The organism is Pseudorhodoplanes sinuspersici (genome assembly GCF_002119765.1).
GTDB classification, from domain to species: domain Bacteria; phylum Pseudomonadota; class Alphaproteobacteria; order Rhizobiales; family Xanthobacteraceae; genus Pseudorhodoplanes; species Pseudorhodoplanes sinuspersici.
Map to the genome: position 1 here is coordinate 3,306,504 of NZ_CP021112.1, position 14,152 is coordinate 3,320,655.

Genomic DNA, 14,152 nt, shown 5'->3' on the forward strand with positions numbered 1-14,152 from the left:
TCATCTATAGACCTATAGAAAACAACTTCGGGAGAACGCCAAGATGATCGAGAAGCCGCAAGGCCGTCCCCCTTTCCGCGCCGACCATGTCGGGAGCCTGTTGCGTCCGCCGGTGTTGCGGCAGGCGTTCAAGGATCACATGGCGGGGCGCATCGATGACGCGCAATTCACGGCGATACAGGATCAATGTATCCGCGACGTCGTCAAGATGCAGGAAGAGGTTGGCCTGAAAGTCGTCAATGACGGCGAATTCCGCCGCGGCTCCTATTGGAGCCGGTTTGTCGAGCGGGTCGAAGGCTTTGGCATCAAGACGGCGGTGTTCAAGTTCCGCGACGATCACGGCCATGAGGTCGAGTTCACCGCACCCTATGCGCATGGCAAGCTGCGCCGCACAAAGCCGCTGGCGCTGGACGAATACGAATTCCTTGCCGGCATCACCACGCTGACCGGCAAGATCACGCTGCCGGCACCCTCGACGATGCATTTCTATCGGGCGACCGATTTCGCCGACAGGTCAGCCTATGCGGATGTGAAGAGCTTCTTTGCCGATCTGACGCGGGTGTTTCGTGAGGAGATCGCCGATCTGGTGAAGGCCGGCTGCAAATATATCCAGCTCGATGAAGTGGCGATCGCGCTCCTTTGCGATCCGGCGATCCGCCAGCAGGTCGAAGCCGCCGGCATGAAGCCGGACGAACTGGTCGATCTCTATATCGAGAGCATCAACGAGTCCGTCGCCGGCGCGCCGGACGATGTGGTGTTCGGCGTGCATATGTGCCGCGGCAATTTCAAGGGGCATTACCTTGCCTCGGGCGGCTACGAGTCCGTCGCCGAGAGGTTCTTCACAAACACCAAGGTCAATCACTTCCTGCTGGAATACGACACGCAGCGCGCCGGCGATTTCAAGCCGCTGCGGTTCGTCAAAGGCAAGGGCGTGGTGCTCGGCCTGATCAGCAGCAAGACGCCGGTGCTGGAATCTCTGGACGACCTCAAGCGCCGGACCGAGGAGGCGACGCAGTATATCGATCTCGATCGCCTCGCGATCTCGCCGCAATGCGGCTTTGCCTCGACCGTTGCCGGCAATCCGGTAACGGAAGCCGATCAGCGCAAGAAGCTCGAACTCGAAGTGCGCGCAGCGCAGGCGATTTGGGGCTAAGCGGAAAATTGGGGCTAGGCGGAAAAAGCAAACGAACCCTTAACGCGCGAATATGACAGGAATTTAACCCGACTTTACATAGCTTTACACTCCACCGCCCGAATTCTGCCGCTTGTGGAACCTCTGGTGCGAGATCATCTGACTGTGCCGTGCTGATTGGCAGGCGGCGGTTGAGACATCTCAAAACGGAGGGCGCACAAGTCTGTGGCCCTTGAGCAAGGCGGCCACGACATGCGGCGACAGATCGTCGTTACCAGCACACTTCTTCTCGTTCTCGCGGCGGGGTTTTACGGGGTCCGGACCTACGCGCCGGCGCTGTTCAATCGCGCCCAAGCGCAGGACAACGGGCAGAAGCGGGCGCAGGCGGTGATTCCCGTCGTCACCGCGCCGGTCGAGCAGGGCGCGTTTCCGGTGCGGCGGCGAAGCATCGGTCTTCTCGAATCGCCGGCCATCGTTGTGGTGCGCTCGCGCATCGACAGCCAGATGACCGAGAAGCACGTCAATGACGGGCAGCTCGTGCGCAAGGGCGATCTCCTCTTCACGCTGGACGATCGCGAACTGAAAGCGGTGATTGCTCGCAACGAGGCGACGCTGGCGAAGGACGAGGCTGCGCGCGATCGGGCCAAGGCCGATCTGCAGCGCACCGAAGAATTGCTGTCCAGGAATGTCGCCGCGCGCCAGCAGCTCGATGAGAAGACCGCGGATTTCAAGGCGGCCGAGGCCACGGTCGAAGCCGACAAGGCGCAACTGGATAACGACAGGATCCGCCTTGGCTATACCAGGATCACCGCGCCGATCACCGGCCGTCTCGGTGTCATCCGCACAACACCGGGCAACCTTGTCTCCTCGTCCGACGCCAACGGTCTTGTCACCATCACGCAGATCAAGCCGATCCGCGTCTCGTTCACATTGCCGGAACGCGACCTCGCGGCCCTGCGCGCCGGCGCGCGAAGGACGCCGCCGCCAACGGTGCGCGTCTTTGCCGCCGGCAACACGGAGCCGCTCGCCAGCGGACAGCTGAACTTCGTCGATTCCTCGGTCGATACGACGACCGGCACGATCATGGCGAAGGCAACCTTCGCCAACGACAATCTCAGTCTCTGGCCGGGCCAGTATGTGGATGTCGAGATCGATCTCGATTCGCGTCCCGATGTCCTCAGCATTCCGACCGTGGCTTTGCAGACCGGCCAGAAAGGCCCGTTCGTGTTTGTGGTGAAGCCGGACGGCACGGCTGACCTGCGCAATGTCGAAATCGGCAGCGCGGTCGGCGACCGCACCGCGATTCGCTCCGGTCTGAAGGCGGGCGAGCGCGTGGTCGTCGAAGGCCAGCTTCGTCTGGCCAACGGCGCGCGGGTGCGTGACCAGGCGGAGAAGCCGGATGAGAAAGGTGCGCCCAAGCCGGCGCCCCATGCCAAGAGCAGCCGCAGCGACGCGCCGCAGAAGGAAGCGGCGCGATGAATATTTCCGAGTTCTGCATCCGCCATCCCGTCACCACGACGCTGATGTCGCTCGCCATCATCATCGGTGGCATCTTTGCGTATACCTATCTGCCGGTCGCGGCGCTGCCGCGCACCGAATTCCCGACCATCAACGTGTCGGCCAATTTGTCGGGCGCGTCGCCCGATACGATGGCCAATTCGGTGGCGACGCCGCTGATCAAGCAATTCACCACCATCAGCGGCATCGACTCGATCAGCGCAACCTCGTCGCAAGGATCGACCTCGATCGTGATCCAGTTCAATCTCGATCGTGACATCGACAGCGCCGCCGCCGACGTGCAGTCAGCCATCGCGCGCACCCAGCGGCGTCTGCCGCCGGAAATGACCGAGTTGCCGAGCTACCGCAAAGTCAATCCGGCCGACGCGCCGGTCCTGCTGCTGGCGATCACCAGCGATACGACGCCATTGCCCGACCTCGATGCCTTCGCCCAGCAGGTGATCTCGCCAGCGTTGTCGACGATCCAGGGCGTCGCGCAGGTGCTGGTCTATGGCAGCCAGAAATTTGCCGTCCGCATCCAGCTCGATCCGAATGCGCTGGCGGCGCGCGGCATCGGCGTCAACGAGGTGCAGGAGGCGGTGGCGGCGGCCAACGCCAATACGCCGGTCGGCACATTGCGCAACAAGCAGCAGCAACTGACGATCCAGGCCGATACCGAACTCGGCGATGCCGCGCATTTCCGCGAGATCATCGTGACCACCCGCGGCGGGCGCCCGGTGCGGCTCGGCGATGTCGCGACGGTGACGGATTCGGTGGAGGACAATCAGGCGGCGAGCTGGTTCGGTGGCACCCGCGCCATCATTCTGGCGATCCAGCGGCAGCCGGAAGCGAACACGGTCGATGTGGTGGACCGCGTCAAGGCGATGCTGCCAAGTTTCGAGGACGACCTGCCGCGCGATTCCAAGATCGAGATTCTCAACGATCGCTCGAGCTCGATCCGCGAAGCGGTCGAGGATGTTCAGTTCACGCTCATGCTGGTGATCGCGCTGGTGATCATGGTCATCTTCGTCTTCCTGCGAAGGTTCACCGCGACGCTGATCCCGGCGCTGGCGGTGCCGATTTCGCTGATCGGCACGCTGGGAGCGATGTATCTGTTCGATTTCAGTATCGACAACATCTCGCTGCTGGCGCTGACGCTCGCGGTCGGCCTCGTCGTCGACGACGCCATCGTGATGTTCGAAAATATCTATCGGTATATGGAAGAGGAGGGACTTGGCGCCTTCGAGGCGGCGATCAAGGGCAGCCGCGAGATCGGCTTCACCATCATCTCCATCACTGTGTCGCTGGTGGCGGTGTTCATCCCGGTGCTGCTGATGGGCGGCATCGTCGGCCGCATCTTCCACGAATTCGCGGTTGTGGTGACGGTGGCGCTAGCCGTGTCGGCTTTTGTGTCGCTGACGCTGACGCCGATGCTGTGCTCGAAAATGCTGGTGCCGCCGGAGCGTGATGAGAACGGTCACGTCCCGCCCGAAACCGGCTGGCGCGCCGCGCTGGAGAGCGGGCTCAACGCCATGACCCGTGCCTATGACAAGGGCGTGCAATGGAGCCTGCGGCATCAGCGTTTCATGCTCGGCGTGTTCTTTGCCACGCTGATCGGCACCGTGTATTTCTTCTATGTCACGCCCAAAGGCTTCTTCCCGCAGGAGGATATCGGCCAGATCTCGGTTTCGACCGAAGCGCGGCCGGATATCTCCTATGATGCGATGGTGGCGCTGCAGAAGCAGGTCGAGGATGCGCTGCTGAAATCGCCTTACGTGAAGAGTGTCGCATCGATCGTTGGCGCCGGTGGCAGCTCGACCGGGCTCAATCGCGGCCGCATGTTCGTCGAGTTGAAGCCACGCTCGGAGCGGCCGGCGATGCCGGAATTGCTGCGCATCTTCCGCCGGGACTTGTCATTCCCCGGCATCAATGTGGTGATGTCGCCAGTGCAGAACCTGCGCATCGGAGGCCGTTCGAGCCGCAGCGAATATCAGTTCGTGATGCAGAGCGTACGCAAGGACGAGATGCGCGACTGGGCGCGCAAGATGACGACGGCGATGGCGGCCGATCCGCATTTCACCGACGTCAATAACGACCTTGAGGACGGCGCGATCCAGGTCACGGTCAATGTCGACAAGGACAAGGCCGCCTCGCTCGGCATCAATGCCGATCAGATCCGCTCGACGCTGTATTCGGGCTTCGGCCAGCGTCAGGTTTCGACCATCTATGGCAGCGGCGACACTTTCAGCGTGCTGATGGAATTCGATCCGCGCATTAACTGGAATACCGACGATCTCGGCAATATCCGCATCCGCACGCCGAACGGGCAGCTCGTGCCCTTAAGTTCGATTGCGACGGTGGAGCGCACGCCGGGCGATCTGACCGTCAACCAACTCGGCCAGCTCCCGGCGGTGACGATCTCGTTCAACCTGCCGCAGGGCGTGGCGCTGGGCGACGCCGTTGCGCAGACCGAAGTGCTGAAAGACCAGATCGGCGTGCCGAGCACGATCAGCACCACTTTTTCCGGCACCGCGCAGACCTTCCAGCAATCGCTCGCCAATCAGGGCATCCTGCTCGCGGCGGCGGTGATCACCATCTACATGGTGCTGGGGATGCTGTATGAGAGCTACATTCATCCGCTCACCATCCTCACCGGTCTGCCGTCCGCTGTGGTCGGTGCGCTCGGCGGTCTCGTGCTGTTCGGCATGGATCTCAGCGTCATCGCGATCATCGGTCTTCTGATGCTGATCGGCATCGTCAAGAAGAACGCGATCATGATGATCGACGTTGCGCTCGATCTTCAGCGCAACAAGAACATGCCACCGGCGGAGGCGATCTATCAGGCCTGTATCCTGCGCTTCCGTCCGATCATGATGACGACCTTCGCGGCGATCCTCGGCACGCTGCCGATCGCGATCGGGCATGGCGCGAGTTCTGAGTTGCGCCAGCCGCTCGGCATCGCCGTGGTCGGCGGCCTCATCGTGTCGCAATTTCTGACGCTGTTCATCACGCCGGTTCTCTATCTCTACATGGACCGGCTCGGCGATGCGATGAATCGCGGCCGTCTGCGCGTGATGCAGGCGTTTCGTGGCAAACCGGCGGCGACGGGGTGATGCGGGCCAGATGTGGCGCCCCAACGCGTCGTCCCCGCGAATGCGGGGACCCATACGCGTGACGTTTCGGCTACGCGGCAATCTCAGGTGATAATCACATCAACTTGTGAGTATGGGCCCCCGCCTGCGCGGGGGCGACCTCGTCCTAAGCCGCTTTCTGCGCGGCGGCGGCCTTGGCCAGCTTGAAGTCGTATTTCACTTCGTAGAACGGACGGTCGACGATATCGCCATTCGGCGCCTTGCCGGCGGGATGTTCGATGAACTCGACGATCAACGGCTCCTTCACGCCGAACACCACGTCGGTGTCGATGAATTGGCAGCCCTTCTGGAACAGATGCGTGGTCAGGCTCTTATAGCCGGGCGCGGCGATATGGAAATGCACGTGCGCCGGCCGCATGTGGCTGATCTTGGTCTTGCGCATCAATTCGCCGACCGGACCGTCCATCGGAATGGTGTAACCGATCGGCGCGACGGTGCGGACCGAATAGCTGCCATCCGGATTGGAATGATAGATGCCGCGCATATAGCCTTCGGCACCTTCGATCTGCGCTTCGTACAGACCATCACCGTCGGTCTGCCACATGTCGAGCATGGCGCCGGCGATCGGCTTGCCGTCGATATCGGTGATCTTGCCGGTGATGAAGCAGGGGATGCCGGGGGCGCCGTCCGCCATGTTGCCGCCATCGGCGACTTCCGGCGAATTGGCGATATGGAACGGGCCTTCCACAGTCGAAGGCGTGGCAGCGCCGGGCGCGCGATTGTTGATGGAATCGACCAGCATGGAGATGCCGAGGACGTCGGACGACAGGATGAATTCCTGGCGCTTGGCGTCGCAGATCTGGCCGGTGCGGGTCAGCCAGTCGATGGCGGCGAACCATTCCTGCTGCGTCGGTTCGATATCGCGCACGAAGCCGTGCAGGTGCTTCACCAGCGACGTCATGATCTGGCGCAGGCGCGGATCGGGAATGTTGCTCCAGCGCTCGACAGCGAGGTCGGTCAGGTTCTCTTCAGTCACGTAAGTCATGGGCTTCTCCCGATAGATTTGGCACCGAATTTTCAGGCGCTCGAATTTCGTGTCGTCGCCGGACTTTAACCGGCGGGCGTGGTTCAGCGTCAAGCTGGAATTGGCCCAATCTGCCTTATTGTCGCTGGTGACTTTTTTCCGGTTCCAGAGTTATATAGCATTGTTGGCGCCCGTTTTTGATGGAAAGGACGCGTAAAATGGCTTGGACGACCCCGACGCTTGTCGAGATCTGCATCGGCCTTGAGATCAACGGCTATTTGCCCCCGGAATTCTGATTTCGCTCTGATCCACGTCAAAGAGCAGCCTCAATGGGCCGCCTGACGGCGCTCGTTCTCGGAGCGGCCGCCGGAGGCGGCTTTCCGCAATGGAATTGCCGTTGTCCTGTCTGCGCCCTGGCGTGGGATGGCGATCCGCGCGTGCAGCCGCGGACGCAAGCCAGCATCGCTGTATCGGTAGACGGGCAGCGCTGGCTGCTCTGCAATGCCTCGCCCGATCTGCGTGCACAGATTCTCGCCAATGCTGCGTTGCAACCAAAAGCCCCTCTCAGGCATTCACCCATTGCCGCTGTTCTGTTGACCGGCGCGGAAATCGATCAGTGCAGCGGATTGCTGACGCTGCGCGAGCGCCAGACGTTCCTGCTTTACGCAACGGTGGCGACGCATTCCGCCGTTCTCGACAATCCGATGTTTTCCGTCCTGCATCAGGATGATGTGTTGCGCCGCGTTGTTTCACCCGGTGAAAGCTTCGCGCCATTGGGCGACATGGCAGTGGAAATCTTCACCGTGCCCGGCAAGATGCCGCTCTATCTGGAAGGCAAGAATCCGCAGATTGAGGAGAGCGCCGTGAATATCGGCGTCGAGATCGAAAGCGGCGGCAAGCGCCTCATCTTCATTCCCGGTGCGGCGGCGCTGACACCTTCCATTCGCGAGCGACTGTCGCGCGCCGATGCGGTGTTGTTCGACGGTACGCTGTTCACCGACGACGAGATGATCATGACCGGTACCGGGACGAAGACCGGCATGCGCATGGGCCACATGCCGATCGATGGCGAGAATGGATCGCTTGCGGCATTGTCGCCTCTCGCCGCGCGCCGCATCTTCATCCATATCAACAACACAAATCCGGTTCTGATCGAAGGCTCGCCGGAACGCCGCCGGGTTGAAGATGCGGGTTTCGAAATTGCCTATGACGGCATGGAGATCGAGTTGTGAAGCTGATGCAACCCGACGAACTCGAAGCCGCCCTGCGCGACATTGGGGCGCGCCGCTATCATCGGCTGCATCCGTTTCATCACCTGTTGCATTCGGGCAAATGCACGAAAGGCCAGGTTCAGGCCTGGGCCCTGAACCGCTACTATTATCAGGCGATGATCCCGATCAAGGATGCATCGCTGATCGCGCGCTGCGAGGATTCCGCGATCCGGCGCGAATGGCGTTCGCGCCTTGTCGATCACGATGGCGATATGGACGGCGAGGGCGGCATTGCCCGCTGGCTGAAGCTGACCGACGGTCTTGGCCTCGACCGCGATGAGGTTACTTCGCTAAAGGGGCTCTTGCCGGGCACGCGCTTTGCGGTCGACGCCTATGTGCGTTTCGTGCGCGAGAAGACGTTGCTGGAGGCGATCGCCTCGTCGCTCACGGAATTGTTCTCGCCGGTGATCATCTCCGAGCGGATGGACGGGATGCTGTCGAATTACGACTTCGTCACACGCGAAACACTCTCTTATTTCGACAAACGGCCGCCGCAGGCCGCGCGCGACTCCGACTTCGCGCTGGATTATGTGAAGCGCCACGCGCGAACACCGGATGCACAAGGCTTGGTGCTGGCGGCGCTGGAATTCAAATGCAGCGTGCTCTGGTCGATGCTCGACGCGCTGCATCATGCCTATGTCGATCCGAAGCATGTGCCGCCGGGCGCTTTCGTGCCGAAGGACCAATAACGATGTCCGATGCTCAGGCCGCAACCATTCCCGCCGACGCGAAGCCGAAGCTGCCGCGCGGCGTTCGCCTGACGCATAACGAAGCGCAGGGCGGTTGGGTGCTGCTCGCGCCGGAACGGATCTTCAAGGCCGATGCGATTGCGGTCGAAATTCTCAAACGCTGCACCGGTGAAGCGACCTTCGCCGCCATCATCGACGACCTTGTCGCGAATTTTAAGGCGCCGCGCGAACGCATCGAAGCCGATGTCGCCGCGATGATGCGCTCGCTCGCCGACAAGAAGCTGCTGGAGCTTTAGGTCATGCTGCGTTGTGATCATCTTGTAGCAAGCGGCAAACTCCGTCGGTTCCCTCCCCCCTTGTGGGGGAGGGTTAGGGAGGGGGGTGATGCGAGCAGGCAATCTCTCTCGAATGACCCCCACCCCCAACCCCTCCCCACAAGGGGGAGGGGAGCAGATAGAGTTCGTCGTTCGCATATTCGCAAATTCGCGAAGAATGGGTTCTGACTGTGGACCGGGCCGCACCGCAATTGCCTGCGCCTCTCGGTCTCCTCGCCGAGTTGACGCATCGCTGTCCGCTCGGCTGTCCCTATTGCTCCAATCCGCTGGCGCTGGACGCACCGAAGGATGAACTCGATACGCAGACCTGGGCGCGGGTGTTCCGCGAGGCGGCGTCGCTCGGCGTGTTGCAGGTGCATCTGTCCGGCGGTGAGCCGGCCTCGCGGCGCGACCTGCCGGAGATCGCCAAATCCGCGAGCGAGGCGGGCCTCTATACCAACCTCATCACCTCCGGCATTGGCCTGACTGACAAGACGCTTGATGCGCTCGCGTCCGGCGGCCTCGATCACGTGCAGGTGTCCATCCAGGACAGCGAGCCATCATCCGCCGATACCATTGCCGGCTATGACGGCGCCTTCGCGCGCAAGCATGCGCTGGCCGGGCAGGTTGTCGCGCATGGCATACCGCTAACGGTGAATATCGTTGTGCACCGGCGCAACATCGAGCGCATCGACGATATGGTAGCGATGGCGCTGGCGATGAAAGCGGCCCGGGTCGAGATCGCGCATGTGCAGTATTACGGCTGGGCGCTGAAGAACCGCGCCGCATTGATGCCAACGCCCGAGCAGGCAATGCACGCGGTGTCCGTCGTCGAGGCGCTGCGCAAACAGCATCACGGCAAGATCGTCATCGATTCCGCACTGCCGGATTATTATGCGCGCTACCCGAAGCCGTGCATGGGCGGCTGGGGACGGCGCTCTCTCAATGTCACACCCTCCGGTAAAGTCTTGCCGTGCCATGCGGCGGAAGTGATCCCCGGCCTCGAATTCTGGAATGTGCGTGAGCATTCGCTCGCCGATATCTGGAGATTATCGCCGGCGTTTAACGCCTTCCGCGGCACCGACTGGATGGCCGAGCCCTGCCGCTCCTGTCCGAAGCAGCGCGAGGATTTCGGCGGCTGCCGCTGCCAGGCATTCCTTCTGACCGGCGACGCACATGCTACAGATCCGGTCTGTCATTTGTCTCCGCTGCATGACGATGTCGCGCGCATCGCAAAAGTTCACGATGAGAAATTTGAATATCGCCGCTACCAGCGCGAGTCCGTGACCGCATCCTGATTGCCAACGGGGTGCAGAATGTTGGAGACTTTGTTTAACGCATAACGCAGGGCCGCGAGCTTTCGCTCAACAAGACGGCCGATCATAGGGAGGACCTCAATGAACCTGCATCGACTGACCCGCGCCGTTCTCCTCGCCGGTGGTATCGCCGGCACATTTGCGCTGACCGTGGCACCAGCCATCTCGCAAGCGCCTCCCGGCATGAGCACGATGGACAAATCCGATCCCGCAGCCAGCAAGCAGGATGCGAATCTGAAGCCGCATGCGACGCCACCACTGGTGACGCCGGTGGACAAGCTGCCGATTGACAAGATCAAGCTGCCGTCCGGTTTCAAGGCCGAGGTGTGGTCCAGCGGCCACCCCGGTGCGCGCACCATGGTGCAGGGACCGAAGGGCACGATCTTCATGGGCACGCGCCAGCTCGGCCGCGTCTATGCGATCACCGAGAAGGACGGCAAGCGCGAGGTGAAGACGCTGCTGCAGGGGCTGACGCAACCGAACGGCCTCGCCATCAAGGACGGCGCGCTTTATGTGCTCGCCATCAACAAGGTGCTGCGCTTCGACGATATCGAGAACAAGCTCGACAATCCGGGCGAGGGCGTGGACCTGACGGAGAAGTTCGGCTTGCCGCCGGAAATCCATCACAACTGGAAATACGCCGCCTTCGGTCCGGACGGGAAACTCTACATCCAGGTCGGCGCCAATTGTAACATCTGCGAAATCAATCCCGGCATTCATGGCCAGATCCGCCGCTACAATCCCGACGGCAGCGGCATGGAGATCGTGGCGCGCGGCGTGCGCAACACGGTCGGCTTCGACTGGCATCCGGTGACCAAGGAATTGTGGTTCACCGACAATGGCCGCGACTGGGCCGGCGATGCCGGACCGGAAGACGAACTGAACCGCGTGGCCAAGGGGCAGGAGGGCGCCTTCTACGGCTTTCCCTATTGTCATGCCAACGGCATTCCCGATCCCGACATCAAGAAGCCGAATCCTTGCGCGGGCGTGGTAATGCCGGCGGCGCTGACCGGGCCGCATTCGGCCGGGCTCGGCCTCATCTTCTATACCGGCGAGATGTTCCCCAAGACCTATCAGAATGTCGGCCTGATCGCGCGGCGCGGTTCGTGGAACAAGGCGCAGAAATTCGGCTATGACGTCGTGGTGGCGCGCACCACGCCGGACGGCAAGGCGAAGATCGAGCCGTTCATGACCGGTTTCCTCGACGAGAAGGCCAATGCCTTCCATGGACGGCCGGTTTATCTGTTGCAGATGAAGGACGGGTCGCTGCTCGTCTCCGACGAACAGAATGGTGCGATCTATCGCATTTCCTACGATGGCAAGATGGCGACGGGATCGACGCCGAAGAAGAAGCGGTAGGTCACGATGCACTCAGGCACGCACCTCTCCGTTCATTCCCGCACTCGGGTCTGCGCGTTGCGCAGCCCGAGCACAGGCTCCAGCGGGAATCCAGAAGGCCTGGGTCCCCGCTTTCGCGGGGACGAACGGAAATGAGTGACGTGCCTGATGCTTCGTAGTTTGATGCCGAATGTCTATCGTTGTGTGCTGACCGTCGTCGCTGTTGCATGCGTGGCATTTGCGGCGTCGGCGCAAACACTGTCCCTTGAAGAGCGCATCCAGCAATGCGGCGGTTGCCATGGCGAGGACGGCAATTCGAAGCTCGAGAATATTCCTTCACTCGCAGGACAGCCGGCTTTCTTCACGCTGAACCAGCTCGTGTTGATGCGCGAGGGCGTGCGCAGGGTCGAGCCGATGATGCCGTTCGTGAAGGATTTAAAGGACAGCGACATCCAGGCCTTGGCCGCGCATTTCGAAAAGCTGACGCCGCAGGCGAGCGATGAAAAGATCGATCCGGCGCTGGTCGAGCGTGGCGCGAAGATCGCGGCACAGCGCCGCTGTGCGTCCTGTCATCTGCCGACACTCGCCGGCCAGGAGCAGATGCCGCGTCTCGCGAAACAGCGCGTCGATTACATGATCATGGCGATGAATGCCTATCTGAAGGACCAGCGCCAAGGTGCGGATACAAACATGACCGCTGCGATCTTCGGGCTTTCGCCGAACGATATCACAGCGCTCGCGCATTACGCCGCGTCGCGATAGGCAGTTTTCCTGTCTTTACCTCCCCCTTGTGGGGAGGGTCGCGAGCATAGCGAGCGGGGTGGGGGGCCAGATTAATTCAGCAATGTGATTCCGTGGCCATAGCTATTACCCCCACCCCGATCACCGTCGCTACGCTCCGATAATCGACCCTCCCCACAAGGGGGAGGGTAAGAAATCGCGGGGGCCACGCGTTTACTCCCCCGCTTCCGCCGCGGCGAGTTTCGCGCGCCAGTCGCGGTGTGCGGCGATGGCGCCCCAGGCGGCGAGGCCGAGGAGGATCGCGCTGATCACCAGCAGCACCAGCGCGATCGGCCGCTGCAGGAAGATCTGCCACGAGCCGCCCGACATGATCAGCGATTGCCGCAGTGACAATTCGAAGATCGGCGCGATCACGAGCCCGAGCACCAGCGGCGCCGGATCGAACGCGAATTTCTTCAACAGATAACCGACCGCGCCAAAGATCAGCATGATCCAGACATCGACGACCGAGTTGTTCACCTCGTATACGCCGATGATGCAGAACATGATGATCATCGGATAGAGATAGGCGTAGGGAATGCGCAGGATGCTGACGAACAGGCTGACCAGCGGCAGGTTCAGCGCCAGCAGCATCAGGTTGCCGACATACATCGAGGCGACGAAGCCCCAGAACAGTTTCGGCTGCTCGTTGACGAGCGAGGGACCCGGCGGAATGCCGTGGATGAGCAAGGCCGCCATCAGCACGGCGATCACCGGCCCGGTCGGAATGCCGAGCGCCAGCATCGGCACGAAGGCGCCGGTGGAGGCGGCATTGTTGGCCGATTCCGGTCCGGCGACGCCGGCAACCGCGCCCTTGCCGAATTCCTCGGGATGTTTCGAGAGCCGCCGCTCCAGCGCATAGGAGACGAAGCTCGAGATAATGTGCGCAGAACCGGGAATGACGCCGACGAAAAAGCCGAGCAGCGATCCGCGCGCGATCGGGAAGGCGGACTGGCGCAGTTCATCGCGTGTCGGCAACAGCTCGCGGAATTTCGGCGCGGTCACATTGTTCTGCACATCGCGGCTGGGGGTCGAGAGGATTTCGCCAAGGCCGAACAGGCCAACCGCGACCGGAACGATGCCGATGCCGTCGCCAAGCTCGGGGATATCGAACGAGAAGCGGAAATGGCCGGAGATGACGTCGATGCCGATGGTGCCGAGGAGGAGGCCGAAAGCTGCCATCAACAATGTGCGCGGCAGCGATGACGTGGACATATAGGCAAGGAAGATCAGCCCGAGCACCAGCAGGGCGGTATATTCCGGCGGGCCGAAACGGAGCGCGAAAGTTGCAAGGGGCGGCGCAATGAGCGTCAGCATGATGACGCCGAAAGTGCCGGCGATGAACGAGCCGATCGCGGCGATGCAGAGCGCGGCACCGGCTCTACCTTTCTTCGCCATCGCATTGCCGTCGATGCAGGTCATCACCGATGCGGCTTCGCCGGGAATGCGCAACAGGATCGAGGTGGTCGAACCGCCATATTGCGAGCCGTAATAGATGCCGGCCAGCATGATGATCGCCTTGGTCGGATCGAGGCTGAAGGTGAGCGGCAACAGGATGGATATGCCGGCGAGCGGGCCGATGCCGGGCAGCATGCCGACCAGCGTGCCGACGACGCAGCCGATCAGCGCATAGAGCAGCATGTCCGGCTGCAGTGCGACCGAGAAGCCGAGAGCGAGGCTTTCAAACACCTGTTGCATA

At 61.9% G+C, this 14,152-nt stretch carries 10 protein-coding genes and 1 pseudogene; 9 read left to right on the forward strand and 2 right to left on the reverse strand.

Annotation, left to right across the window (positions count from 1 at the left end):
- Window positions 1-43 precede the first annotated feature (43 nt).
- From CAK95_RS16035 to CAK95_RS16045, 3 genes are all read left to right on the forward strand, one after another.
- Window positions 44-1,153: a 5-methyltetrahydropteroyltriglutamate--homocysteine S-methyltransferase gene (locus CAK95_RS16035; RefSeq protein ID WP_086088816.1), complete on the forward strand. Its 1,110-nt coding sequence runs from the start codon at window positions 44-46 to the stop codon at window positions 1,151-1,153.
- 231 nt (window positions 1,154-1,384) lie between these two features.
- Window positions 1,385-2,611, forward strand: coding sequence for an efflux RND transporter periplasmic adaptor subunit (locus tag CAK95_RS16040; protein ID WP_086088817.1), 1,227 nt, complete (start codon window positions 1,385-1,387; stop codon window positions 2,609-2,611).
- Complete coding sequence (locus tag CAK95_RS16045; RefSeq protein WP_086088818.1) at window positions 2,608-5,742, forward strand: efflux RND transporter permease subunit; 3,135 nt, start codon at window positions 2,608-2,610, stop codon at window positions 5,740-5,742. Before CAK95_RS16040 ends, CAK95_RS16045 begins: the two co-directional genes overlap by 4 nt.
- 145 nt (window positions 5,743-5,887) lie before the next feature.
- Here CAK95_RS16045 and CAK95_RS16050 read toward each other — a convergent pair whose 3' ends face one another.
- The gene (locus CAK95_RS16050) at window positions 5,888-6,766 is read right to left on the reverse strand and encodes a dioxygenase family protein (RefSeq protein WP_086088819.1); all 879 of its coding nucleotides are present in this window, start codon (window positions 6,764-6,766) and stop codon (window positions 5,888-5,890) included.
- A gap of 197 nt (window positions 6,767-6,963) precedes the next feature.
- Between CAK95_RS16050 and pqqA the strand changes: the two genes are divergently transcribed.
- The 6 genes and pseudogenes from pqqA to CAK95_RS16085 all read left to right on the forward strand — a co-directional run bounded on the left by pqqA (window position 6,964) and on the right by CAK95_RS16085 (window position 12,435).
- Window positions 6,964-7,041, forward strand: a complete 78-nt coding sequence (gene pqqA, locus CAK95_RS30500; protein WP_120265452.1) for a pyrroloquinoline quinone precursor peptide PqqA — start codon at window positions 6,964-6,966, stop codon at window positions 7,039-7,041.
- A 42-nt stretch (window positions 7,042-7,083) separates the two neighbouring features.
- Complete coding sequence (pqqB, locus tag CAK95_RS16060) at window positions 7,084-7,977, forward strand: pyrroloquinoline quinone biosynthesis protein PqqB (protein ID WP_086091453.1); 894 nt, start codon at window positions 7,084-7,086, stop codon at window positions 7,975-7,977.
- 5 nt (window positions 7,978-7,982) lie between these two features.
- Window positions 7,983-9,001 (forward strand): annotated as a pseudogene (gene pqqC / locus CAK95_RS16065) (pyrroloquinoline-quinone synthase PqqC).
- A 209-nt stretch (window positions 9,002-9,210) separates the two neighbouring features.
- The gene (gene pqqE / locus CAK95_RS16075; RefSeq protein WP_086088822.1) at window positions 9,211-10,317 is read left to right on the forward strand and encodes a pyrroloquinoline quinone biosynthesis protein PqqE; all 1,107 of its coding nucleotides are present in this window, start codon (window positions 9,211-9,213) and stop codon (window positions 10,315-10,317) included.
- Between the two features lie 99 nt (window positions 10,318-10,416).
- Complete coding sequence (locus CAK95_RS16080) at window positions 10,417-11,694, forward strand: PQQ-dependent sugar dehydrogenase (RefSeq protein WP_183044343.1); 1,278 nt, start codon at window positions 10,417-10,419, stop codon at window positions 11,692-11,694.
- A 147-nt stretch (window positions 11,695-11,841) separates the two neighbouring features.
- A complete protein-coding gene (locus CAK95_RS16085) occupies window positions 11,842-12,435 on the forward strand; it encodes a c-type cytochrome (protein WP_086088823.1) in 594 nt (197 codons plus the stop codon).
- 192 nt (window positions 12,436-12,627) lie between these two features.
- Here CAK95_RS16085 and CAK95_RS16090 read toward each other — a convergent pair whose 3' ends face one another.
- Window positions 12,628-14,151: a tripartite tricarboxylate transporter permease gene (locus CAK95_RS16090; RefSeq protein ID WP_086088824.1), complete on the reverse strand. Its 1,524-nt coding sequence runs from the start codon at window positions 14,149-14,151 to the stop codon at window positions 12,628-12,630.
- Window position 14,152: the final 1 nt, after the last annotated feature.

Excerpts from the sequence above, each read along its gene's own strand:
- CAK95_RS16035 (WP_086088816.1), top strand. The coding sequence starts at position 44 with ATGATCGAGAAGCCGCAAGGCCGTCCCCCTTTCCGCGCCGACCATGTC.
- CAK95_RS16040 (WP_086088817.1), top strand. The coding sequence starts at position 1,385 with ATGCGGCGACAGATCGTCGTTACCAGCACACTTCTTCTCGTTCTCGCG.
- CAK95_RS16045 (WP_086088818.1), top strand. The coding sequence starts at position 2,608 with ATGAATATTTCCGAGTTCTGCATCCGCCATCCCGTCACCACGACGCTG.
- CAK95_RS16050 (WP_086088819.1), bottom strand. The coding sequence starts at position 6,766 with ATGACTTACGTGACTGAAGAGAACCTGACCGACCTCGCTGTCGAGCGC.
- pqqA (WP_120265452.1), top strand. The coding sequence starts at position 6,964 with ATGGCTTGGACGACCCCGACGCTTGTCGAGATCTGCATCGGCCTTGAG.
- CAK95_RS16080 (WP_183044343.1), top strand. The coding sequence starts at position 10,417 with ATGAACCTGCATCGACTGACCCGCGCCGTTCTCCTCGCCGGTGGTATC.
- CAK95_RS16085 (WP_086088823.1), top strand. The coding sequence starts at position 11,842 with ATGCTTCGTAGTTTGATGCCGAATGTCTATCGTTGTGTGCTGACCGTC.
- CAK95_RS16090 (WP_086088824.1), bottom strand. The coding sequence starts at position 14,151 with ATGCAACAGGTGTTTGAAAGCCTCGCTCTCGGCTTCTCGGTCGCACTG.